Genomic DNA, 24,374 nt, shown 5'->3' on the forward strand with positions numbered 1-24,374 from the left:
ACCAATTCTATGCTTATATCGTCATTCAGATGACTCGCAATCTAATTAGGAGGAATTTTTTTGCCAAAGTTAATTGGTGGGGCTGCAGTTATTCTGGATTCCGACGGAAAAGTGCTTTTGGTCAAACATAGCTATGGCAAAAAAAATTGGGAGCTGCCGGGCGGAAAAGGCGAGGACAATGAATCTGCGGAAGCAACGGCACGAAGAGAGGTACTGGAGGAAGTAGGGTTAAACATCGAGTTCGAGCAATTAACCGGCGTTTATTATGACCCGGCTTATGATATGCATCATTTTGTTTTCCTAACAGACAGCGGGAATAATCAATCGCCTCAACCGAGCTCTCCTGAAATTTTAGAATGCAAATTTTTCGCAATTAATGAGCTGCCCACACCAATCAGCGATTTTACGTGCAAACGAATTGAAGACGCGCTGACTTCTAACAAAAAGCAATTATTTCATACAGTGGGGCCGAGAATATGGATGGAATAGCTTGAGCATGAGTCGATCACCAGAACGCTCACCGGACCATGGTGGGCGTTTGTTATTTTAGCTCATCGTATAACAAGTTTAGAAAAGCTCCATACTGGTTAATCGGTAACTTGAATCGCTTTAAATAAATGGAAATGAGGTTACTCCATGCTAAAATCACAGTCAAAAAAGGCTGTTCTAATAGAACTGGATTTCCTTAGAGCATTGGGTATCCTGGCTGTTCTATTCATTCATGGTACATCATCTGCGGTAGCCAGCACTGATCCCAACTCTTCCTTGTTTTTAGTTTTTGTTTTTATTAACACGTTATCTAAATTTGCCGTTCCGCTATTTATTTTGATTAGCGGAATTTCACTGTTTTACAATTACTACGACTATCCGTTGAACAAAAAATCAATACGTACATTTTACAAAAAAAGATTCCTTAAAATTCTGTCTCCATTCATTATTTTTTCGTTTGTTTATTATACGGTTGTTATTTTATCCAGATATGAATGGTCTAGCTTCGGGCAGTTTATTTCTCATTTTTTCACATGGGATTTTTTGATTAAATTGATCATCGGAAAAACCTATACCCATCTATATTTTGTCTTCGTCATTATTCAATTTTATCTTGTATTTCCGTTTGTTTTGTACCTTCTGCAAAAAAATCCGCGCCTCATAAAATGGATCGTTGCCGGAGGACTTATCATCCAGTGGATTTATTTGCTTTATGCCAAGGAAATCGGGATTCCGTATGTAAAAAGCGGATTTTTTGCGTATATCTTTTACTTTTTTATTGGTGCTTACTTAGGAATTAACTATAACCATGTGCAGCAATTTTGGAATCTGAAACATCGAAAGCTTTTAGGGAACATGCTTTTCTGGACAGCTTTTGTGCTTTCTGGAGCTGTGAACATCGTGTATTTTGTGTTCGAGGCTCAAGGAAAAGAGTTATTCTCTCAATTATTTTGGGTGGAATTAAAAAATGAGCTGTACATTACATCCGCTTGTTTCATGATGCTCAGCTTGGCTCTCTGGATTAAAAGGCTGCATTGGGAGCGTTTAAAGAACATTTTAGTTCAACTTAGCTATGCATCATTTGGGATTTATTTAATCCATCCTTTGTTATTAAAACTATACCGCATGACGAATGTGGGCGGAAACTCTTTAACCTATGGAGCTTGGATTACGGGAGGTTTCCTCTTCGCATTACTTGGCTCATGGATCATTGTCCTTTTGGCCGGAAAATGGAAAGGGCACTGGATTTTATTTGGACCTATACCGAAGCGGAGATTTTGAACAACGGATAGGTACATACTCAAGGAACTTAGTGGGAATTAATATAGAAGCAGACGCCTTCGTTCACATTGTGCAAAATAGTAGTTGATCCGACACCAAATGGTGTTATATAATCAATTCGTCACCAAATGGTGTCCAATCGAACGGACCACAAATCCTTAGGAGAGGGTGTTGTGAGCGAACAGAACCAGTTGCGGGATGTATTCGACGCGATTGCAGATCCAACGAGGCGCCGGCTGATTCAACTGTTATCAGAAGCGGATGAGCTGCCGCTCCACGAGTTAACGCCTCATTTTGAAATGGGACGTACAGCAGTCTCCAAGCATTTGACGATTCTAAAGGAGTCGGGACTAGTGCTTGACCGTAAAGTTGGACGAGAAACGAGATTCAGGCTGAATGCCTTTCCACTTAGAGAAGTTCAAGATTGGGTAACGTTCTACAGCAGGTTTTGGCGTACAAATATGTTCCGCTTAGAGCAGTTAATAGAGGAGGAAGAAAAATGAGCTTAGTTTTATCTTTAGATCATGAATACAACGTATCCATTGAGAAGGCCTGGACCTATTTAACCGATCCGAGCAAGCTTTCCAAATGGATTTTGGAAAATGATTTTAAAGCGGTTGAGGGACACAAGTTTCAATTCCGCGCTGAGCCGAACCAATGGTGGGACGGTGTTATCAACGGTGAAGTTCTGCTTGTTGATGAGCCAAACAAATTGTCGTATACATGGGCCGTTGGTGACGAAAAGCACACGGTTACCTGGACGCTGCAGGACTTGGGTAACGGCAAGGTGAGCCTTCATCTGGAGCAAACCGGATTCTCCAACGTTCAAGGGCTGGAAGGCGCTCGATATGGCTGGGGCAATTGGATCTCCGAATTGGAGAAATTGCTGGCACAATAATCATATTTACTCAGAAATAAATAAACCGGCTGCATGAAGATGCAGCCGGTTTATGTCTGCTTATGATAGGATAGGATTATCTATGTGCTCGATCATAACTCAAAGAATATTACGGCCTCCCAAAGAAAGGATGTTACTTGTTGAGCCATTCTAACCAGGAGTTTATTGTTATTTCTGGCGCAAGGGAAAACAACCTCAAAAACGTATCTTTGCAAATTCCCAAACGGAAAATCACGATTTTCACCGGTGTATCCGGGTCAGGCAAGTCTTCCATTGTTTTTGATACCATCGCCGCAGAATCTACACGATTGCTGAATGAAAATTTCAGCATTTTTGTGCGCACATTCCTTCCAAAAGTTCCGCAGCCGGATACGGACGCCATTGAAAACCTGAGTATGGCAGTCATTGTAGACCAGAAACGGCTTGGCGGCGGCTCTCATTCTACAATGGGCACAATTACCGATATTTCGCCTATTCTCCGCCTTCTTTTCTCCCGAGCCGGACAGCCGCATGTCGGGCCTTCTCAGATGTTTTCGTTTAACGATCCTCAAGGCATGTGTCCGGAGTGTAACGGGCTCGGCCGTAAACTTGGCGTTGATATGAGCAAAGCAGTTGATATGTCCAAGTCGCTGAATGAAGGCGCGCTTATGCTGCCGGATTACTCGATAGGCGGCTGGGAGTGGAATATGGTGGTGCAGTCGGGAGACTACGATCTCGACAAAAAGCTCAGCGACTATTCGGAAGACGAAATTGAGCTGCTGCTATACTCCAAAGCAAGAAAAATTAAAATGGACTTTGCCGGTAAAGCAACCAACATTACCGTTGAGGGCGTTATTGAGAAGTTCACGAACAAATACATCAAGCAGGATGTCAAAGCAAAGTCCGAGCGCACACAAAAAACCGTAGCACCTTTCATTTCCGAAGGTCCTTGCTCCAGCTGCCGCGGCGCGAGACTCAGTCAAGCAGCACTAAGCTGCAAAATTAATCACCATAATATTGCGGATTTGTCCTCCATGGAAGTTGGGCAGCTTATCCGCGTAATTCGTGAAATCAACGATCCTGTTGCCGCGCCAATCGTGAAATCGCTGACGGATCGGCTGCAGCATCTGGTCGATATCGGGCTTGACTATTTGACCCTGGACCGGGAGACGGATACTTTATCCGGCGGCGAATCGCAAAGAGTCAAAATGGTCAAACATCTGAGCGGCAGCCTTGTGGATGTCACGTATATTTTTGATGAACCAAGCGTAGGCTTGCATCCTCGTGACGTGCACCGGTTGAACGAGCTGCTTCAGAAGCTGCGCGACAAGGGGAACACGGTTATTGTTGTTGAGCATGATCCCGATGTCATTAAGGTTGCGGATCATATCGTCGATGTCGGGCCTCACGCTGGCAGCCGGGGCGGCAATATCGTGTACGAAGGAAGCTTCCAAGGACTTTTGGAGGCAGACACGCTGACGGGCAACCACATGAAACGGCCGCTTCAGCTAAAGCAGGATTGCAGGCAGCCGACCGGCAAGCTTTCGGTGAAAAACGCCAGTCTGCATAACCTGCAAAACGTTAGCGTCGATATTCCCACCAGCGTGCTGACCGTCGTGACAGGCGTTGCCGGATCGGGCAAGAGCACGCTCATTAATGATGTATTTCTGAGCCAGCATTCGGACGCAATCGTTATCGACCAATCGGCGGTTGGCGTGTCCACACGCTCTAATCCTGCAACCTACACAGGAATTATGGACGATGTGCGCAAGGCTTTTGCTTCCGCGAACAAAGTGAACCAAGGTTTATTCAGCTTCAACTCCAAGGGAGCCTGCGAGAACTGCCAGGGGCTTGGCGTAGTGTATATGGATATCTCCTTCCTCGACAGCGTAAAGCTGCCTTGCGATGTTTGCGGCGGTAAACGTTTTAAGGAAGAAGTTCTTGAGTACAAGCTGAATGGCAAATCTATTGCAGATGTGCTGGAGATGACGGTGGAGCAGGCACGGGAATTCTTTGAGCTCAAAGAAGTTGTCCGCAAGCTCCAGGCGATGAGTGAAGTAGGCCTAAACTATATTACGCTTGGCCAACCGCTCAGCACGCTCTCCGGCGGGGAATGCCAGCGCATTAAGCTCGCTAGCGAGCTTCATAAAAAGGGCAGCATTTACGTGATGGACGAGCCAACGACCGGACTGCATATGTCGGATATCGGACAGCTGATGGGGATTATGAACCGCCTCGTAGATGCTGGCAATACGGTTATTGTGATCGAGCACAACCTCGATGTAATCAGCCAAGCGGATTGGATTATCGATATGGGACCGGATGGCGGCAGCAAAGGCGGCCAGGTCGTGTTCGAGGGTAAACCGGAAGATATTCTCTCAGCGAAGCAGTCGATTACGGGGAAGTATTTGAGTTAACATCCAGGGGGCAAGCTGCTGCGGCAGCCGCCCCCTGTTTTTTTAAAGCAACTGAGCGGACTAATGTGAAGATCGGAAATGACTTGATTTATGGTATATTAAAGGAAGTTTAATTGTGAAGAATCTCGGATATTCAGGAGGGATAAGATGGAAGTATTCAAAGAGTTTTTAGACGGCATCGACCATCCTGATCATCGGGAGCGAACCGAAGAGGTACTGAGCTGGGTCGCTGCGAAATTTCCGATTTTAACGCCAATTATAGCGTGGAATCAGCCTATGTTTACCGACCATGACACTTATATTATTGGATTCAGCGTAGCTAAACAGCATATGGCTGTTGCTCCTGAAAGAGCCGGGATGATTCAATTCGAAGATGAAATGGTGAAGGCGGGCTACAGTCATACCAACCTATTGGTGCGGATCAAGTGGAATCAGCCGGTGGACTATTCTTTACTTGAAAAAATGATTGAGTTCAATATTTCGGATAAAGCAGATTGTTCTACATTTTGGCGGAAATAGAATTAAATTTGATCTGAACAGCTGAAACAAGGGAGAGCGATTATGTCTTTGATTGAGTTCGGCATCGTAGGCAGAGGGTGGAGAGCTGAGTTTTATTTGCGGATCGCCAAAATGCTGCCTCAGCATTTTGCAGTCCGTGCTATGCTGGTCCGGGACGAGGAGCGCGGGAGAGAGATCGAGGAAAAATGGGGCGTGAAGACCTGCCGGGATATGGAGTCTTTTGCGTCAAGCGGGCCGATGCTGTTTGCGGTTGTATCCGTTTCCAAGGATGCTGTTCCAGCCTGCACGATTGAACTGGCAGAACGAAATATTCCGGTTTTGTCCGAGACGCCTCCTGCAACAGACATTCCGGGCATGCTGTCTCTATATGAGTCCTTACGCAAGCTAAAGGGACACGTACAGGTAGCCGAGCAATATTTGTATCAGCCGATGCATGCCGCACGCATTGCGTTTGTACAATCGGGTAAACTTGGCGATGTTTCTCAGGTGCAAGTATCGGCCGCTCACGGATACCATGGCATCAGTTTGATTCGTAAGCTGCTCGGCATTAAGTTTGACAACGCCGTTATTAAGGGCCAGAGGTTTACATCCAAAATCGTGAAAGGCCCAGGGCGATACGGGCCTCCCGAAAGTGAAGCGATTGGGGACTCCGTTCAGGATCTCGCGACACTTCGTTTTGGGGAAAAGCTGGCTGTGTTTGATTTTACGGGAGATCAGTATCTTTCTTGGATTCGCCAAAATCGAATTCTCGTTCGTGGAAGCCGCGGAGAAGTAACGGACGAAACATTCCGGTATTTGAGGGATTTCAAGACGCCAATTTACGGCCATTTTCGGAGAGTGGATACCGGTCATAACGGAAATCTGGAAGGGTATTATCACCGAGGAATTACAGCAAACGAGGATTGGGTGTATGAGAATCCGTTTGTTCCCGGTCGTTTATCGGACGATGAAATCGCCATTGCCACGAGTTTGGCGAAAATGGCGGATTATGTGCAGGGCGGACCGCCCTGTTATCCGCTGGAAGAGGCGCTGCAGGATCATTATTTGTCGATTATGATGCTGTCGGCAATCGAGTCCGGCGAAGAGCTGGAGACGCAGACCCAGCCTTGGGCGCTATAAAGATTAAAAGCGGCTCAACTCTTTTTTAGAGTGAACCGCTTTTTTTGTAATCCTTGTGAAACCATTATTGAGCAGGGGAGGCCGTTATGGTCGATCAAATTCAGGAGCTTCTGCTTCAGTACGGGATTGTCAATCCTGAAGTCGTACTTATCCGGCACAATGAAAATCGGACCTATCAAATAAATGATTCGTCAAACGGCAGCGTTTATCTTCTTCGTGTGCATGATCCAGTGACCATTAATCTAGCCGGTGTTCAGCATACAAAAGAAGGACTTGAGTCCGAGCTGCGGATGCTGGACGCGATTGCCCAAGGAACAGATTTTGCGGTCCAGAAGCCCGTAGCCAACCTGAACGGAAACCATTTGGCCGAGTTCAAGCTTGATGGGCGTACTGTATACTGCTCGGTGCTTCACTGGATCGAGGGCCGCAATATGACTAAAGAGGACTTCTCAAGTTCTGAGATTGCATACCGCTTAGGCGCTCAGGTAGCGAAGCTGCATGCGTTTTTTGATACATATGACAAATTCCTGCCTGCAGAGCGGCCCGATTACGGTATACGCAGAACGGAAAAGATGCTCACACAAATTCGCCGAGGAGTCGATTTGAAGCTGTTTTCCGAAGAAAATTTTGCCACAGTGGAGAAAACTCTTACTTTAATCGTAAGTCGGTTGAAAACGGTACCACCTGAAACGTTAAAGCAGGGAATCATTCATGCGGATTTGAATATGAGCAACCTGCTTATGACACCAATGGGAAAGACCGTATTTATTGATTACGGCTTGTTCGGCTTTGGTTATCGCCTGTTTGATGTCGCCATGATGGCATTAAATGTCCCGCGGGAAATCCGGGAGCAGGTCATAATAGGGTATTACGGCCAGCAGCAATCGTCAGAGGAAATCTATTCCGTCATTGAAGGCTTCATGCTTTCTGCCGTATTCGGATACTACGCCTTCGTGATGGAAAATGAAGCGGTCCATCCATGGATTCGAGAAAGGATGCCCCAGCTTTGTGCTGCCCGATGTGTGCCGTTTCTTAATCATGAACGAATTTTTGATCGTTTTTAGATTGGCGGAGGAACGAATGCTTAAAGTTTAACCCTAAACTACGGCAGCAATATAAACCTTAATACTCCCTTTTGCACATGGCTCCATTAGGAGTAAAACGAAATATTGCATGAATGTTATATGATCAATGAGGAGTGGATGAAAACAACAAAGAACAGGTGGGGATCCTATTGCATCAACATGCAAAGCCCGGCGAAATCATAACCTTTGGTACCTACCCGCAGTCCGAGCGCGGAATGGACAAAACACCTATTAGGTGGATCGTACTGCAAAACAGGGGCACAGAGCTGTTTCTCTTAAGCGAACGTATTCTGGACTGCAAAAGGTATCACAGTGAGTTTACGGATACGAGCTGGCAGGAATGTGATTTGCGGAAGTGGCTAAACGATGGGTTTTACAATACAGCATTTAATGAAGATGAGAAAAGCTTGATTAAAACCACACTATGTACCGGTAACGGAGAGGGCAGTCCTGACACGGAGGATAATGTTTTTTTGTTAAGCGTAGAAGAGGCTCAAGAATGGACCGTTAAGGCGGAGCAAGCTGGTTTAAGCGTACGGCGCCGGACAATTGGGACTGATTTTTCCAAAGTAAAAAAGAACGACGGCTGTTATTTGTATGTATATGATAAAAAAGTAGAAGCTGACTATATCGTTGAGGATGGAGCAGCATACGGCTGTTCCTGGTGGTGGCTCAGAACCCAAGACAATCGTTCCTCGCGTGCGTATTTTATTGGCCCCCGCAGCAGCATCCGCAGCTATGCGCGAGTGAATTTAGCTCGTGACGGCGTGCGTCCCGCTTTGAAAATTACTCTAAAATGATCGTTTACACGTAGAAGGGATTTTTATGTTAAAGGAACTGTATTTAATTCGGCATGGGGAAGCGGAGCATTTATTAAAAGGCATGATCGGCGGATGGACGGATACTCCGCTTACCGATCGTGGACGAGCTCAAGCGGAGCTGACAGGCGAACGATTGGCTTCGCTGCTGAGCGGCAAACCGATTGGTTATTATTCCAGCGATCTGACAAGAGCAAGTGATACAGCGGAAATAATCGGCCGAGCCATTTCAAAAAGCCCAATTGCAGTAGAAGAACTTAGAGAATTAAACAACGGACTCGCGGCAAACAAAACCAAAGAACAAGCTGAAGCATTAAAAAGGCCCATAACCTACCCGATACTGGATTGGATTCCTTACCCGGAGGCAGAAAGCTGGATCATGATGCATGACAGGGTAGCTAGATTTATGGACCGCATGAAACATGATGTGCCCGAAACGGCTGTCTTCGTCACACATGCCAATACGATTAATTCAATTCTGCATTGGTGGATGGAGTTTGATAAAGAACTGATATCAAAGGTATCCTTTGATATTGACCCTTGCAGCATAACGCTGCTAAATCTCGTGGAATGGTCCGGCAGCAAAAATATTTCAAAATTAAACGATACCAGCCATCTTATCTAATCCACGTAACCTTTTGATCACTCGAGGGCACTTATAAGAAACGACTGAAGCTGAAGGAGTCTCAAAATGTTGAACCAGTGGATAGAAGGAGTTAAAAAAGGGGATCAAGCGGCTTCCAAACAGCTCGTTCAGCATTTTTCCGGCATGGCACAGACTGTAGCTTACAGTAAGCTAGGTGATGCGCATTTGGCCGAGGATGCCGTCCAAGAAGCGTTTGCCGAAGCATTTAAAAATCTGCCTAAGCTGCAGACTGCAGAAGCTTTCCCAGGCTGGTTCAAAGTTATTGTTGAGCGGCAGTGCCATCGTCTCCTGCGCCGGAAGCAGCACAAGCTAATTCCAATTCAAGAAATCGAACAAGTCGCCGAGGAAAAATACAGACCGGAGGCTATTGTAGAAAAAAGAGAGATCGAACAAACGCTGCATGCTTTTGTTGCTGATCTGTCACCGGCAATGCGTATCTCCGTACAGTTATTTTACTTTCAGGGCTATTCGCTTCGGGAAATATCCAGCTTCTTGGATACGCCGGTGTCTGTGCTGAAAAAACGGCTGTTTGATGCCCGCTTGAAATTGAAAAAAACACTGCCGGTGGCTGATCTAATGTTTGCGGTGAACCAGCTTTATGGAGGGGAAGAAGGAATGCTTCACATTGTGAATGGAGATCATCTTGCAGACACGCTGCGGCAAGGAGTAGTTGAAGGAGAGATTTTGGCGTGGAGAGAAATCTATCCGGTAGGTCCAGTATTTGTGGATATGGACGAAAAAGCTAACCGGGCGGCGCGGGCTCGATACCTAGAAGACGCGTTGGGGATTCCGCAGGCAGAATATTTAAATAGCGAAAAACAGGAGCAAATCCTGAACAATTTTAACAAGCATAAGGAAGTCATCCTCTGGTTTGAACATGATCTATTTGACCAGACGATGTTAGCATACTTGCTGCATTTCTTTTCCAAACAGAATCTTCAGGATACCCAATTAAGCTTGCTGTGCATTGGAGAATTTCCCGGGATCGACTTATTTCGCGGGTTAGGGCAGCTGACGGCCACGCAGTTAAAATCTTTGTCCGGTACATGGCATACCGTTGGACAACGAGAACTCGAGACAGGCCGGAACATGTGGGAGGCCTATACTTCATCCATTCCTGACAAGCATATTCAATTCCTCGAGGAGGATTTGTCTGCTCTGCCTTTTATGAGAGACGCGTTTGAGGCTCATTTATCCCGGATGCCATCAGCATTTAATGGGCTTGGGCGAATTGAACAGACGACTCTCGAGATCGCGGCGAGCGGGATTCAATCCCCGTACGAGCTGTTTCAGCAGGTGGGGAACCAATTAAATGTGTTTGGCTTAGGTGATCTGGAGTTCTGGTACCGTCTGAAAAAAATGGCGACGGAGCCTTGCTCGTTGTTGCACATACAAGGCTTAGAAGCCTTTCCTGATTTTAAACATGAAGCACCGTCTTTTCAAAATTGCATCATTACGTTAACTGAACTTGGTCGGGAGGTACTGGGCGGAGATAAGGATTGGATTGCGTTAAAGGAAATCGACGACTGGTTTGGAGGCATCCATTTGCAAGACGGGAAGATTTCATGGCGCTGGGATACAGCTTGCAATAAGCTGGTTCAAATCTGATGGTTGATCTGCAATAAAAAAAGATGACCTTTGAAATTCAAAGGTCATCTTTGCTGTCAGAGAAAAAAATAAATTGAATACAAAATAACGCTATGATACAATCAATAGCGCCATTGATAAATCCAGTTATTTGGTTAGTCGGTTCTTTTCCTACTTTAATTGTACATCTGGACCATTGATTTGTCAATGCTCTTTTTTGACCTAGAAAAATGGAAAAAGGAGTGTATTCGGGGAGATGGAACCAAAAAATTGGCAGCAGGAACAAGAACGGCTAGAGCAGGTTAGAATCAAACTGCAAGCGAGAATCGCCGAGCTTGAACCGGAGGTAACGGGGCTCCGCGATCAAGCTGCAGAACTCCGCAGACGGTTTTGGGAAGAAGTTACGATTAACACAGCTACGGATGAAGACTTTGAAGAGACCTTCCACAATATTAATCAGCAGTCTGCAGTACTGGCCGAACGAGAGCGCGGCCATAAGCTGCTGAAGCAGCAATGGAAAAATATGAACCGTCTGCTTCCTTCGCCTTATTTTGGACGCATTGATTTCCAGGAGGATGGCATTGGGCTCAGCGAGCAGATTTATATCGGCGTTTCCTCCTTCATGGAAAAAGACGGATTGAGTTTTTTGATTTATGACTGGCGCACGCCAATCGCGAGCATGTACTACGATTATTCCCCAGGTGCGGCATCTTATGTTACGCCAACCGGCCGGATTGAAGGAACGATGGACCTCAAACGGCAGTTTCAGATTCACAACGGGCAAATGCGCAACATGTTTGACGCAAGCGAAACGATCGGGGACGAATTGCTGCAGCAGGTGCTCGGCAAAGGCGCGGACTCACAGATGAAAAGTATTGTGGCCACCATTCAGAAGGAACAAAACGCCATCATCCGCAATGAAAAAAGCCGGTTGCTGATCGTTCAAGGGGCTGCTGGGAGCGGCAAAACATCCGCAGCATTGCAGCGGGTCGCATACTTGCTTTACAAACACCGCCAGTCAATCAGGGCCGATCAGATCGTTTTATTTTCTCCCAATCCGATGTTCAACAGTTATATCTCCACCGTTCTTCCGGAGCTGGGCGAAGAGAATATGCAGCAGACGACGTTTCAGGAGTATCTTGATTACTGGCTGGACTCTTCCTTAAAGCCGGAGGATCCTTTTGACCAGATTGAATATGTACTGACTGCACAAGATACGCCGGGGTATGAGGCTCGTCTTCAAGGTATTAAATACAAAGCTTCGGAGGCTTTTCTGGAAGACCTGCAGAACTACGGAAAATGGCTGGGGCAAAAAGGCATGCAATTCAACGGTATTAAGCTTCGGGACCGCGAATTGATCTCCGCTAAGCGAATGAAAGCAAAATTTTATGAGTACGATCATTCTCTGCCTCTGTTCAATCGAGTCGTTCTTTTGCAGGAATGGCTGCTAACTGAACTGGCTTCGCTGGAGCGCAAGGAATGGGAAGCATCCTGGGTGGAGGAGGAGATCAATTATCTCGATAACGATCAATATGCTGAAGTATTTGGAAAGCTGCATAAAGACCGGGAGGTTTACGATCTTGCGGAGCATTACGCCTCCGTATTTGAAAGACTAACCAAAAAACGCCGGGAAGACGAGAGCGACATAGACTTCGCCGAGAAAGAGGAGAACTTGCTCCGTCGGCAAATCGTTAAGGAAGTTTTCAAACCGCTGAGGAGAAGCGTGAGAAAATTTTTGTTTGTAAATAGCAAAGGCATCTATGATCAATTGTTTGACGATAGGTACCAGGAGAAAACGAATGCAGCCGACATCCCGGAACTGTGGACAGAAGTATGCCGTCAAACGAAGGACTCACTTGTCCGGAACGAGTTATTCCATGAAGATGCAACTCCTTATTTGTATGTAAAAGAGCTGATTGAAGGCGTCCGGACGAACACGGAAATCCGGCATGTTTTTGTGGATGAAGGCCAGGATTATTCACCGTTTCAGTATGAATATCTCAAAAAGCTGTTTCCCCGTGCCCGAATGACCGTGCTCGGCGATTTTGGTCAAGCTATCTTCATGCAGGCGACGAATTTGGACTCGCCGGATTCGCCGCTGGTCCAGCTTTATGGTGAAGAAGATACAAGCTTGATCCGGCTTGTTCGCAGTTATCGCTCAACTAAGGAGATTGTTGAGTTTACTAAGCTGATGCTCCCTGGCGGGGGAGAAATTACGCCGTTTGAACGGAGAGGCCACAAGCCGCTTCTGAAAAAAATGGGCAATAGTGATAACCGTACCGCTCAAATTGCAGCAGATATCGCCGAGCTCCAAGCCGAAGGCTTCGATTCCATCGCTGTCATTACGAAGACGGCAGCTGAAAGCAGGGAAGCCCATGAGGCGTTACAGGCTCATTTAGGTGAGGAATTGCAGCTCATCACAAAGGAGACCGTTCTGTTTGAAAAAGGCGTAATGGTGATCCCTGTTTATCTAGCCAAAGGTGTCGAGTTTGATGCTGTATTGATTCATGATGCTTCACCGGAAGCTTACAGCCAAAGTAACGAGCTCAAGCTTCTTTATACGGCGTGTACGCGGGCTATGCACCGGCTAAATCTTTATTCAACGAGCGATTGGTCGCCTTTTGTTCAGGCATTGCCGGAGAGCAGATATGAGAATGCGATGAGTTGATGGTTATACGCGCACAGCCTTGGCCGATTGTCGGCCAAGGCTGTTTTTTACGGAATATGTGCGCGTTATCCGCGAATTCGAGTTTCCAGCATGCTGTGGTACCGGTCGGACAGAGCGGCAAGATAGTTCTTCAGGTTCTTCCAGCTGACAAAAGCAATGGCGCCAATGATTGAGGCTACAACAAGTGCAAAAGGAAAGCTCCAAACAGCTGGAACTTCATAGCCTGGGGCAATGCTCATATTAATCCAGGTGGCGCCAAAAGTACGAATAATGCCGGCAAGCACAATGATAACGGCGCAAAATCCAAAGCCGTAAGCAATCGTTCCTAAAATCGGAACTACGGCAATACTAAGTAATCCCGCAGTGCAGTAAAAGCCGATTTTACTCATCACTTCTTTGAAGGAGCGAGGGTTGGTCTGAGAAATATATTCGCTGCTGTATGCTTTGGCTAATTTTTTGGGATCGCCTAGTCTAGCTAAAATGATCTGTTCCGGTTGTCCATCCTGAATTCCGTGCATAATGTGACTTTCGATTTCTCGAATCGCATCCTGCATTTCTTCTTCCGGCAATGCTTTTAAACTCGTTTGGAATTTACTCAAATAAGATTTTACCATTGGGCTCATCATTGTTCTCCGCCTTTAATTTCTCAATTTGATGCACAGCCTGGACGATCATACTCCAGTCCTGGGCCATTTTTTCAGCTAATTGTTGTCCTTGCGAGGTCAGCCGGTAATACTTTCTTGGTGGACCTGAATCGGACTCCTGCCAAAATGATTCGAGAAGCTTTTCATTAACTAACCTGCGTAAAATGGGATAAAGCGTCCCTTCCGTAACAGCAAGTGCTTCCCAGCGATTCAATGTCGTGACCAGTTCGTATCCATACGTCGGCTTGCTGCCGATCAAGGATAACACGCAATACTCCAGTATTCCTCGTCTAACTTGAGAAGTCCATTCGGGCATAGTGATCATATCTCCCTTACTGGCAACATCTTATCACACAGTACTGTGCGTTGCAAGGTACTAGGTGAAAAAATGAATCCCATCATGACTGAACTTGGTTAACGCCAATAATCAGCATGTCCAAAATGAAATAAGCTGGCTCCAGTGATCGACCGGAACCAGCTTATTGCCTGTAGACTTGACCAAAGCGGAGACATTGTTTTGCTCCGTTTTTATAAAAATCTCAGTCTAAGGATTTAAAACGGTGAAGCGCCATGTCTGATTCGCTGAGCCTGTTTCTGCCCACTGGATGACAGGGGCGCCGTCTCCTGTTGAACCGCCGCTAATGCCTAACACTTTGTTGCTTTTACGGTTTTTAATTTTGAAATAACCGTTGCCTACGTCAACGAGCTGCCATTGCTGGCTGTTTGAGCTGCTGCTGCTCCATTGAACACTCTGTCCGCCGTCAGCCACTGAGGCGTCTTTAATATCCATATACTTTCCGCTGTTAATGTTTTTGATCTTGTAATATCCCGGATCCGCCGCTTCAAACTTCCACGATTGGCTGGCTGCTCCGGTATAAGGCCGCTGTTCGAGAGTCGCTTCGTCTGACGTAGATTGGCTGGTAATTCCAAGCGCCTTGCTGGAATTGCCGTTCACAATGGAGTAAGTTTTCTGCGTATCAATAAGGGAAGAAGCGACAGGGCTCCAAGTTCCAGCGGCCAAATCAATATTCCATTGCTGGTAGCCATTAATAATTGGCTTGCCGGCGGAATCAAACGTGAGCGGGTAGAACGCATTTCGGCCAGGTCCGGTACTCGCAGGTCCGGTGCCGGCTTTGTTTTTCATGTTGTTCCAACGGTCGCCGATGAACATGTATACGGTGCCGGTTGAGCCTTGAATTGGCAGGATCTGATCAATCTGCGTATCGAAAGAATTCGAGCCGGTAGGGCTGGTGCCGGAGTAAGAGGCTCCGTTCCAAGCAGTTGTTCCGGCATAGGCGGCGGAGCTCCAGTCGCCCAACATGCTCGTTGCCGTGTAGTAATAGGTCGGGCTGGATTCCCATCCGTTTGTCTGGGAGGCTAGCATATAGTATTTGGCGCCAACTTTAAATATTGTCGTTGCTTCTTTATAAGGAGCGGTTGAACTCAACGTTTTGGAGGATGTCACTTTGATTTCATACTCATTCTCTGCATTTAATGCCGTTTCCAGCTTGCTGATTTGAATGCCGGAGTTATAGTCGGGCTCTCCGTTTGATTTTACTTTCAAGTCAATCGTGTAGGAAATATAGACGCTGCCGTCACTGTCGGTGAAAATGGAGCCGAGGTCGCCCATTGCGTAACCGCCCGGTTTGATTATGTTCTTTTGGTATGTGAAGGTGCCTGTTGGAGAATCGCTATACCAAATTGAAATCGTATTGCGCTGCTTGATTTCGTTTTTGTAACCCCATTCCATGTACATCACGTATTTGCCGATTACGCTGTTATACTGCACCAAAGGTCTGCCAAACCATTGGTTTTTATCGAATGCCGGTATTGTCGTATCCGGGTTTGCGGCACGATAAGTATCGATTGACGGGAAGTCAACAGCTTCTCTGTGAGCCGTCCAGGTAACGAGATCCGTTGACGAATAAGCGCTAACTTTCTTTTCCCAGTTTGGATTATCCGTTCCGTCAGGCAGCTTCGATGGTTCGGACGTGTCCAAGCCGTACCAATAATACGTATTTCCTTCCTTCATCATCCAGCCGCCTTGCGCCCAGACAGGAGCTCCGTCCGTTGCAGTCTTTTCCACGTTGTTAACAAGGAGCGTGGATGCGGCATGCGCTGATTGTGCAAACAGCATCGTTGAGAAGATCAACAGAGCAGCTAACCATGCTGCTGTTAATCTTTTCGGTATTGAAAGGTTCTGCGAATTGACCATAAAATTTTGCACCTCTCTCGGTGAAATTGAAGCGCTTCCATAAACATTGTAGTCCATAGTCTCACTCGAAAAATATATACTTAATCAACGAAATGTAAACGTTTTTATAAGATTTTTGCTGCCTTTGTGACAGGATTCGACCAATTTTGGTCTAGCCATTCCTGGAAAGGAAACCATTTCATTTGAACCATGAAGATTTTGATTTATCTTTGCCGCTATAATGGTAAAATCAGATCAACCTATGTCAAGGAGGGCGACCCCATTCAACCTTTCGTATTCGCAATCGTGATTCCTTGCGTCTTACTGTTCAGCTTTCTCATTATGTTCCTTGTCATTGGCAACATAAAAAGAACAAGCGGCACTCTTTATAGGGCTCAAGAAGCCAAGCTGAGAATGGAGAAGCATCGAAACAAAACCCACCGCGCAAAATATTTGGCCAAATCGAGAGAAGAGATCGAAAGCTGGGGTAATCTCGGCGCATTGCCTGAAGTGCCTATTGAGGGGACGCTTGCTTCTCTTCATCGTGCCTTGCCCGACGATTATATTCAACAGATCAAACAACGATATCTGAAGGAGCACCCCCATGTAGCGGAGGATCGTTTCGAGTTGCTGTTATTTGAATTAAAACGTTACTTTGTTGTTTGCTCTGTGCTTAAAAGTGTTCCGATGTTCAGTGACGAGGTAGATAGCGTTTGGCATGAGATGATTATGTATACAAGAGAATATGAACGTTTCGGACAGGAATTGTTAGGCGGAACGCTGCATCATGCGCCAGCGGTTCAATCGGTTCCAGATCCGGGCGGCCGAGCCTGGTTTGATCTGATTTACTCCTATTTATTCCGCCTTCATGATTTTACGCAAATTGCTTGGGGTCCTTTTTTCCGGCATCCTCTCGATAAGAGCCGATTGCTAGAGCTGCAGACGCTGCCGGAGGAAGAACTGCGCCGCAGATATTTCCGTGAGGGCGCTGATCCACAGCTGGTTCGCTATCTGCTTGATAAACTGATTCATCAGGGAGATCATGCACGTAATTTGAGGGAAGAATTACAGCGTGGTTCTGTACGAAAAAAAACTAACTTCGATCTGAACAATCCTGCATATGGCGTTTATTTTGCAGGGCTCATGGTCATGTATTCCATTTATCATCAGGATACATATGCCACGCAAATGGAACAGCAACTGCCCCGAGATCCGGAACGCGAAAGCTCCTCGGCAAGCGTTTGTGCCGCGTCTGGCTGCGCAGGGGATTCAAAAAGCGGCAATGATGGCGGCTCCCATGACGGATCCAACAGCGGATGCTCAGGCGGCAGCAATTCGAGCAATAACAGCAGCTGCTCAAGCAGCAGTTGCTCCAGCGGCAGCAGCTGCGGCGGTGGCGGTTGTGGAGGCGGCGGAAGTTAGTCATACCAAAAGCTGTTCAGCGGCAACTTGCCGGGAACAGCCTTTTGCATCATGCCAGTTGATTTAATGCTTACTCTAAAGAAATGAGGAAGTAATGAGATGAACATGCTTGCCATAGTGGGGATTATATCTAACGAACATGAGAGAAAACAAAAGAAGAAATGGGCTTGGCGGTGTTTTCTGTATGGGATCGTAATGATAGCTATATCAGCAGGAATAAATTTAATTTTTGATTAAGCTTCAACCGGTATTTGCCCTTTAAATGAATTATTTCCGAAGCCGCGTTAATCGCGGCTTTTTTTACTGTTGTAAACAGAAGGAACCCTGAAAAGGAACATTCCGTCCGAATATTAGACAAAAAACGATCCAATAATCGCTGTATATTAGTTTCAAGGGAGGTGAATAGCGAAAAATGTAAGCGTTTTACAAAATGGCCTTGGCTTCCATTTACCATTTAAGATTACTTAGGAGGTAGACAATGAGACAACGCATTGCCGGCAAAAAAAACAATAAGCTTTTACTCTTGATGGCTGGGGTTTTAGCTTTTGGATCGATACCTTTGATTAGCCTGCCTCAAGCACAGGCATCAGGAGATCCGACCCTTACGGTGAATGCAAATGTAGACAAAGGAGAGGTCGGTACCCTTTTTGGATCCAATCACCGTTATATCTATGGAGGCTTCGGTTCCTGGAACACGGCAACCAGCTCGCTGGACAGCCAGCTTATTAATGAGGCCAAAAACGCCGGCATCAATATGCTCCGGTTTCCGGGCGGCACGGTAGCCAATAAGTATAAATGGCAGCGGGGCATCGGACCGCAAGAGGATCGTCCGCAGAACGTTCATGGCAAAACAGGCGAACCTACCTCAAATGATTACGGTCCCGACGAATACGCGCAAATGGCGGAGCAGATCGGGGCAGAGGGGAATATTGTCGTTGACGCATCCGGCTGGTCGGGCGGCCAATGCTTGGGAAAAATCAATCCAAGCGGTCCTTCGGAATGGAGCAATATGCAGTGGTCGTCCAGCAGCTGTTTGTCCGGCGCTCAAGAAGCTGCAGCCTTCGTTGCGTATATGAACGGACAACCGCAGGACAGCAATGTGGTCATCGGCGGGGTTAACTGGGCAGCGCTTCGGGTCAGCAACGGACGTGCGGAGCCGTACAATATCAAATATTGGGAAGTCGGCAACGAGATGGATCTTGGAGGCGGCCAGGAAGAATGGTTAGGCTCTTCCAACGCCGAACATAAATATCTCTGGGGAGACGATCCGGCCCCTGTATCCGGGGAGGTCTATCACTCCAATTACAACAGGCAGCCTGCGGTTGGATTCAACGATTTTAGGGCGAGAGCGGCGACAGCCACTGCAAATTTGGAATATCAAGCAAAAGGGTCGCTAGCCACGGTTAAAGTTAATGGACAGACGTGGACGCAGGTAACCGACTTTAACAGCTCAGGATCAACCGCTCAGCATTATGTATACAGCGTATTGGATGCTACTGCAGGCACGTACAAAATTACGTTCGGAAACAATATAAACGGTTTGACTCCTGCCCCAGGGGCTGAGATTTCGATTACTTACAGCAATTCGCAGCTTCAGCCTGATGTTTATACAGCAAAAACGAACGAATATTATGCGAGATATGCGCCTATGAGCTCCGCTGCCGGTGCGTATAAGGTTGAAGTAGGGACAGAAACCTGGACGCAAGTGGCGAGCCTGGCTAGCTCCCTCCCTACAGATAAGCACTACACGATCGATTTTAATACTGGCAAAATCACCTTCGGGAATAACGTCAAAGGTAAACGCCCGGACAATAACGTCTTTATTACTTATTCAACCGTTAATCATGATGGATTTGTAGACTTTTATACGGCGATGAAAGCTGTTGACCCGTCGATTAAAGTATTCAGTGTGTTCGGAGGCGTCACGGCTGAACTGGTAGCCGAAAATTCCCAGAATTATTTTGACGGTATCGTTATCCATCCGTACGGACAAGGAATTTCGCTGACAAACGTGCCAAGAGGGGAAGAATACGCAAAGGCATTCCATGATGCAGTGATGGGAAAACCCGCTTCAATGGAGCATTATTTTACCGGTCCGAATAATACCTTCAACAATCTGCTTGGCCCGAATCACGGCAAACAAATTATGGTATCCGAGTATGGGATTGCCGGGTGGGTCCCGCTTCCGAATGCAACGGATGGTGTCTCTCATTACTTGAGGTCTCTTGATCAAGGTCTTTATGTCGGCAAGCAGCTGCTCAGCTTTATGAAAGTTAATGTCACATTGGCGAACAAACATACGCTCGTTGACTTTGATCCGTCTGTAGCGCCGCCAGGTTCTACTTCGGTAAGCGCAGCGGATAACGCCATGCTTAATCCGAAAGAGGATCAGTTTATCCCGACAGCCACAGCGCTGGCGCTGCAACTGTTCTCGAATATGACGGGCACAAGAAAAGTGGAAACAGTCCGTGCAAATCTGGCTCAAAACTATTTTACAGCTGGAGCAACGAAGGATGATGAAGGTAATGTGTACGTGACCGTAGTAAACGATAGCCGGGAAAACAGCGTTCAAACGGCCATTAATCTTACTGGATTTACCGGAAACGGCTCCGCTGAAGTCTGGACGTTGAACTCGACCGATCCAAGCGATCCAATGGCGTTCCTAGATTACAATGAGTATGACGCCAACACCAATCAACCAATTAACCGGGTAGCCATAAATAAACAAACGGGCGTAAGCGTTGGAGCGAACTCTTTTACGCACACGTTCCCGGCGCATTCGATTACTGCAATCAAGCTGACCCCGGCCCCTGTTGTACCTGCTGATCCGAGCTTAAAAGGGCATTGGAAGTTTGATGAAACAAGCGGAACGGCAGCAGCGGACGCTTCCAACAATAGCGCCACGGGAACATTGCTGAACGGTTCCGCATGGACAACCGCAGGTAAAACGCAAGGCGCCCTCCAACTGGACGGGGTAGACGATTATGTTCAACTGCCAAACGTTGTTAACCCTGGAACAACCTCTTTTACCGCCGCAGCATGGGTGAAGCTGGAGACGTCTTTAGGACAGACGCAAACGATTTTGCAGCAGGAAGGAACAAATGGAAGAGGCTGGTTATTCCGCAGAGCAGATGGTAAGTTAGCCAGCTTCCTTGGCGGCACCGCAACTGTCTCGACGGGAACGATTCCGGCAGACGGCAGCTGGCATCATACAGCCCTGACTTATGATGCAGGGACAGTCAAGCTGTATCTGGACGGCCAATTGGTAGCAACAGCTGCCCGTACAGCGGTTTCTTCTACCGACGCCTTGCGGGTAGGCCGCCATAAAACACCTGACCTAAACAATGAAGAGTGGGATGGCGCCATGGATAATGTTCGAATCTACAACCGCGCTTTGAGCGGTACGGAGATAAACGATTTGTTTGTGGCGGGCAATTAACGACCTTCATACCTGCTCCCAATTAAAAGTCGCGTACATCGCGGCTTTTTTTATTTTTAGGAACCCATAAAAAAGAACATTCCATCTGAAGATTTGACAAAAAAAGATTGGATATTTGTTGTATAGTAGTCGGCAGGAGGTTAATACCGACATAAATTATAGGTTTAGTTTGTTTTAATTCTTTGCAACCTTGGGAGGTAGAAGATGAGAGAACGTGCAGCGGGCAGACAAAGGAAGAAGCTTTTATTCATAATGGCTGGAGTTTTGGCTTTTGGATCGGCTTCTTGGGTTCATGCGCCTAAAGCAGGCGCCGCAGGAGATCCCACGCTTACGGTAAATGCAAACGTAGATAAGGGAGAGGTCGGCACAATTTTTGGATCCAATCATCGTTACATCTACGGAGGGTTCGGTTCCTGGAATTCATCAACGAACTCGCTCGACAGCAAGCTTATCGATGAAGTAAAAAACAGCGGCATCAACATGCTCCGGTTCCCGGGCGGTACGGTGGCCAATAAGTATAAGTGGCAGCGCGGCATCGGACCGCATGAGGACCGCCCGCGGAATGTCCATGGCAAAACAGGCGAACCAACCTCAAATGATTACGGGCCTGACGAATATGGGCAAATGCTGGAGCAGATCGGAGCGGAGGGAGATATCGTCGTGGACGCCTCCGGCTGGTCAGGGGGAGAATGCCTGGCGAAAGTGAACCCGAATGGCCCTTCGGAATGGAGCAATTTGGAGTGGTCGTCCAGCAATTGCTTATCCGGCGCGCAGGAAGCCGCTGCATTCGTCGCTTACATGAACGGACAACCCGGGGACAGCAATGTTGTGATTGGAGGAATAAACTGGGCCGAACTCCGAGTTAATAACGGACATGCGGAGCCTTACAAGATCAAATATTGGGAAGTCGGAAATGAGATGGATCAAGGAGGCGGCCAGGAAGAGTGGTTAGCTTATGCAGATCTTGAGCACAAGTATCTTTGGGGGGACGATCCGGCTCCGGTTTCCGGGACGATTCATAACTCTGTCTTTAACCGACAACCCGTGGTCGGATTTAGCGACTTCCGGTCAAGAGCGTCGACAGCTTCCGCGAATCTGGAATATCAAGTCAAAGGTTCGCTTGCGGAAGTTAAAGTGAACGGACAGACGTGGGCGCAGGTCGCTAACTTCAACAGTTCGGGACCAGCCTCCCTGCATTATGTGTATAGCGTGGTCGATGCCGCAGCGGGTACTTATAGAATTACGTTCGGAAATAATAGTAAAGGATTAACTCCTTTACCTGGAGATGAGATTTCAGTCACCTATACCAATCCGCAGTTTCAGCCGGATGTTTTCAACGCTTTAGAAAATGCCTATTATGCAAGATACGCGCCTATAAGCACGGCTGCAGGTACATACAAAGTGGAAGTGGGGTCTGAGACGTGGACGCAAGTCGCAACTTTAGCAAATTCGCTTCCTGCTGACAAGCATTATACGATTAATTTTAATACAGGAAAAATTACCTTCGGAAACAATATAAAGGGCAAACGTCCGGAAAGCAACGTCTACGTTACCTATAGAACCGCAAATCACGACGGGTTCGTAGATTTTTACAAGGCAATGAAAGCCGTTGATCCATCCATTAAAGTGTTTAGTGTTTTTGGAGGCATTACGCCTGATCTGGTGGCTGAAAATTCCCAGAATTATTTCGACGGTATTATTATCCATCCCTATGGGCAAGGGGTATCACTGCCTAATGTACCGCGAGGGGAAGAGTTCGCAAAAAACTTTCATGATGCGATCATGGGCAAACCTGCATCCATGGAATCCTGGTTTACCGGACCTTACAATACGTTTAACAGTCTGCTTGGCCCTAACCACGGGAAACAAATTATGGTGTCCGAATACGGGATAGCCGGATGGGTCCCGATCCCCAATGCTACGGATGGCGCAGCTCATTATTTGCGGACGCTTGATCAGGGTCTGTATGTCGGCAAGCAGCTGCTCAGCTTTATGAAAGTAAACGTTACCTTAGCGAGCAAACATACGCTTCTTGATTTTGACCCGGCTACAGCTCCGCCAGGCTCTACTTCCATTAGCGCGGCGGATAATGCCATGTTTAATCCAAAAGAGGACCAATTTATCCCGACAGCCACGGCGCTGACGATGCAATTATTTTCAAACATGACCGGCTCTAGGAAAGTCGAAACAGTCCGTTCAAATCTGTCGCAAAGTTATTTTACAGCCGGAGCAACAAAAGATGAAGCCGGAAATCTGTATGTGACGGTCGTGAATGACAGCCGGGAAAATAGTGTTCAAACAACGATCAACTTAGCGGGATTTACCGGAAACGGCTCCGCTGAAGTCTGGACGTTGAACTCGACCAATCCCAATAATCCGCTGGCTTTTCTGGACTACAACGAGTATGACCACGTTGCCGGTCAGCCAATTAACCGGGTAGCCATAAATAAACAAACAGGTGTAAGCGTTGGAGCGAACTCTTTTACGCACACGTTCCCGGCGCATTCGATTACGGCGATCCAACTGACGCCGGCGCCTGTTGTGCCTGCCGATCCGAGTCTGAAAGGGCATTGGAAGTTTGACGAAACGAGCGGGACAGCGGCTGCGGACATATCCGGCAACAATTTCACAGGAACTTTAGTGAACGGTTCTGCCTGGACAACTGCAGGAAAAACACAAGGCGCTGTGCTGCTGGACGGTGCGGACGACTTCGTTCAATTGCCGAACATCGTCAACCCGGGTACAACCTCGTTCACGGCCGCAGCATGGGTGAAGCTGGACGCAGCAGTAGGTCAAACTCAAACCATTCTGCAGCAGGAAGGCGCAAACGGAAGAGGATGGCTGTATCGAAAAGCGGACGGCAAGCTTGCCAGTTTTATTGGCGGAGTTGCAACTGTTTCCACGGGAACGATTCCGGCAGACGGCAGCTGGCATCACGCAGCCCTTACGTATGATGTGGGAACGTTAAAGCTGTATCTTGACGGTCAATTAGAGGCTGCTGCTTCTCGCACAGCGGTGTCTTCAACCGATGTCATGCGAATTGGACGCCACAAAACGCCTGATTCTAACAATGAAGAGTGGGACGGAGCAGTGGATAATTTAAGAATTTATAACCGGGCTTTAAGCGGGATAGAGTTGAACAGTTTGTTCGTGGCAGGCATTTAGTGTA

General features: G+C 47.1%; 18 protein-coding genes. 15 read left to right on the top strand and 3 right to left on the bottom strand.

The window, feature by feature from the left end:
* Nucleotides 1-60: 60 nt before the first annotated feature.
* From M3223_RS15720 to helD, 12 genes are all read left to right on the top strand, one after another.
* Nucleotides 61-489 carry an NUDIX domain-containing protein gene (locus tag M3223_RS15720; RefSeq protein ID WP_251563166.1) on the top strand — a complete coding sequence of 143 codons (429 nt, stop codon included), beginning with the start codon at nt 61-63 and terminating at the stop codon, nt 487-489.
* A 147-nt stretch (nt 490-636) separates the two neighbouring features.
* Complete coding sequence (locus tag M3223_RS15725) at nt 637-1,770, top strand: acyltransferase (protein ID WP_251563168.1); 1,134 nt, start codon at nt 637-639, stop codon at nt 1,768-1,770.
* A gap of 173 nt (nt 1,771-1,943) precedes the next feature.
* Nucleotides 1,944-2,273, top strand: coding sequence for an ArsR/SmtB family transcription factor (locus M3223_RS15730; RefSeq protein WP_251563170.1), 330 nt, complete (start codon nt 1,944-1,946; stop codon nt 2,271-2,273).
* On the top strand, nt 2,270-2,668 hold the full coding sequence (locus M3223_RS15735; protein WP_251563172.1) for an SRPBCC family protein: 399 nt from the start codon (nt 2,270-2,272) through the stop codon (nt 2,666-2,668). Before M3223_RS15730 ends, M3223_RS15735 begins: the two co-directional genes overlap by 4 nt.
* A 140-nt stretch (nt 2,669-2,808) precedes the next feature.
* A complete protein-coding gene (locus M3223_RS15740; RefSeq protein WP_251563174.1) occupies nt 2,809-5,064 on the top strand; it encodes an ATP-binding cassette domain-containing protein in 2,256 nt (751 codons plus the stop codon).
* A gap of 147 nt (nt 5,065-5,211) precedes the next feature.
* Nucleotides 5,212-5,583, top strand: coding sequence for an iron chaperone (locus M3223_RS15745; RefSeq protein WP_251563175.1), 372 nt, complete (start codon nt 5,212-5,214; stop codon nt 5,581-5,583).
* A gap of 42 nt (nt 5,584-5,625) precedes the next feature.
* A complete protein-coding gene (locus M3223_RS15750; protein ID WP_251563178.1) occupies nt 5,626-6,702 on the top strand; it encodes a Gfo/Idh/MocA family protein in 1,077 nt (358 codons plus the stop codon).
* A gap of 86 nt (nt 6,703-6,788) precedes the next feature.
* Nucleotides 6,789-7,766, top strand: coding sequence for a phosphotransferase (locus tag M3223_RS15755; RefSeq protein WP_251563180.1), 978 nt, complete (start codon nt 6,789-6,791; stop codon nt 7,764-7,766).
* Nucleotides 7,767-7,936: 170 nt separating this feature from the next.
* On the top strand, nt 7,937-8,587 hold the full coding sequence (locus tag M3223_RS15760; protein WP_251563182.1) for a DUF6273 domain-containing protein: 651 nt from the start codon (nt 7,937-7,939) through the stop codon (nt 8,585-8,587).
* 25 nt (nt 8,588-8,612) lie between these two features.
* On the top strand, nt 8,613-9,230 hold the full coding sequence (locus M3223_RS15765) for a histidine phosphatase family protein (RefSeq protein WP_285891309.1): 618 nt from the start codon (nt 8,613-8,615) through the stop codon (nt 9,228-9,230).
* Nucleotides 9,231-9,299: 69 nt separating this feature from the next.
* Nucleotides 9,300-10,859, top strand: a complete 1,560-nt coding sequence (locus M3223_RS15770) for a sigma-70 family RNA polymerase sigma factor (RefSeq protein ID WP_251563604.1) — start codon at nt 9,300-9,302, stop codon at nt 10,857-10,859.
* A gap of 235 nt (nt 10,860-11,094) precedes the next feature.
* Nucleotides 11,095-13,506 (top strand): RNA polymerase recycling motor HelD, encoded by a 2,412-nt coding sequence (gene helD / locus M3223_RS15775; RefSeq protein ID WP_251563187.1) that lies wholly within the window; start codon nt 11,095-11,097, stop codon nt 13,504-13,506.
* Nucleotides 13,507-13,571: 65 nt separating this feature from the next.
* On the opposite strand, the gene M3223_RS15780 is transcribed toward helD, so the two are convergent.
* From M3223_RS15780 to M3223_RS15790, 3 genes are all read right to left on the bottom strand, one after another.
* A complete protein-coding gene (locus M3223_RS15780) occupies nt 13,572-14,132 on the bottom strand; it encodes a DUF1700 domain-containing protein (protein WP_251563189.1) in 561 nt (186 codons plus the stop codon).
* Nucleotides 14,098-14,466 (bottom strand): PadR family transcriptional regulator, encoded by a 369-nt coding sequence (locus tag M3223_RS15785; RefSeq protein WP_251563191.1) that lies wholly within the window; start codon nt 14,464-14,466, stop codon nt 14,098-14,100. Before M3223_RS15785 ends, M3223_RS15780 begins: the two co-directional genes overlap by 35 nt.
* Nucleotides 14,467-14,694: 228 nt before the next feature.
* On the bottom strand, nt 14,695-16,365 hold the full coding sequence (locus M3223_RS15790; protein WP_251563193.1) for an RICIN domain-containing protein: 1,671 nt from the start codon (nt 16,363-16,365) through the stop codon (nt 14,695-14,697).
* Nucleotides 16,366-16,758: 393 nt separating this feature from the next.
* On the opposite strand from M3223_RS15790, the gene M3223_RS15795 reads away from it, so the two are divergent.
* The 3 genes from M3223_RS15795 to M3223_RS15805 all read left to right on the top strand — a co-directional run bounded on the left by M3223_RS15795 (nt 16,759) and on the right by M3223_RS15805 (nt 24,370).
* On the top strand, nt 16,759-17,766 hold the full coding sequence (locus tag M3223_RS15795; RefSeq protein WP_251563196.1) for a hypothetical protein: 1,008 nt from the start codon (nt 16,759-16,761) through the stop codon (nt 17,764-17,766).
* A gap of 478 nt (nt 17,767-18,244) precedes the next feature.
* Nucleotides 18,245-21,205, top strand: coding sequence for a LamG-like jellyroll fold domain-containing protein (locus tag M3223_RS15800; RefSeq protein ID WP_251563198.1), 2,961 nt, complete (start codon nt 18,245-18,247; stop codon nt 21,203-21,205).
* A gap of 204 nt (nt 21,206-21,409) precedes the next feature.
* On the top strand, nt 21,410-24,370 hold the full coding sequence (locus tag M3223_RS15805) for a LamG-like jellyroll fold domain-containing protein (protein ID WP_251563200.1): 2,961 nt from the start codon (nt 21,410-21,412) through the stop codon (nt 24,368-24,370).
* Nucleotides 24,371-24,374 lie beyond the last annotated feature (4 nt).

The sequence above is a fragment of the Paenibacillus pasadenensis genome (assembly GCF_023715725.1).
Classification (GTDB): Bacteria; Bacillota; Bacilli; order Paenibacillales; family Paenibacillaceae; genus Paenibacillus_O; species Paenibacillus_O pasadenensis_A.

What these genes read in the sequence shown, in the direction of transcription:
- M3223_RS15725 (WP_251563168.1), top strand. Translation starts at nt 637, where the DNA reads ATGCTAAAATCACAGTCAAAAAAGGCTGTTCTAATAGAACTGGATTTC.
- M3223_RS15735 (WP_251563172.1), top strand. Translation starts at nt 2,270, where the DNA reads ATGAGCTTAGTTTTATCTTTAGATCATGAATACAACGTATCCATTGAG.
- M3223_RS15745 (WP_251563175.1), top strand. Translation starts at nt 5,212, where the DNA reads ATGGAAGTATTCAAAGAGTTTTTAGACGGCATCGACCATCCTGATCAT.
- M3223_RS15750 (WP_251563178.1), top strand. Translation starts at nt 5,626, where the DNA reads ATGTCTTTGATTGAGTTCGGCATCGTAGGCAGAGGGTGGAGAGCTGAG.
- M3223_RS15755 (WP_251563180.1), top strand. Translation starts at nt 6,789, where the DNA reads ATGGTCGATCAAATTCAGGAGCTTCTGCTTCAGTACGGGATTGTCAAT.
- M3223_RS15765 (WP_285891309.1), top strand. Translation starts at nt 8,613, where the DNA reads ATGTTAAAGGAACTGTATTTAATTCGGCATGGGGAAGCGGAGCATTTA.
- helD (WP_251563187.1), top strand. Translation starts at nt 11,095, where the DNA reads ATGGAACCAAAAAATTGGCAGCAGGAACAAGAACGGCTAGAGCAGGTT.
- M3223_RS15780 (WP_251563189.1), bottom strand. Translation starts at nt 14,132, where the DNA reads ATGATGAGCCCAATGGTAAAATCTTATTTGAGTAAATTCCAAACGAGT.
- M3223_RS15785 (WP_251563191.1), bottom strand. Translation starts at nt 14,466, where the DNA reads ATGCCCGAATGGACTTCTCAAGTTAGACGAGGAATACTGGAGTATTGC.
- M3223_RS15790 (WP_251563193.1), bottom strand. Translation starts at nt 16,365, where the DNA reads ATGGTCAATTCGCAGAACCTTTCAATACCGAAAAGATTAACAGCAGCA.
- M3223_RS15795 (WP_251563196.1), top strand. Translation starts at nt 16,759, where the DNA reads ATGGAGAAGCATCGAAACAAAACCCACCGCGCAAAATATTTGGCCAAA.
- M3223_RS15800 (WP_251563198.1), top strand. Translation starts at nt 18,245, where the DNA reads ATGAGACAACGCATTGCCGGCAAAAAAAACAATAAGCTTTTACTCTTG.
- M3223_RS15805 (WP_251563200.1), top strand. Translation starts at nt 21,410, where the DNA reads ATGAGAGAACGTGCAGCGGGCAGACAAAGGAAGAAGCTTTTATTCATA.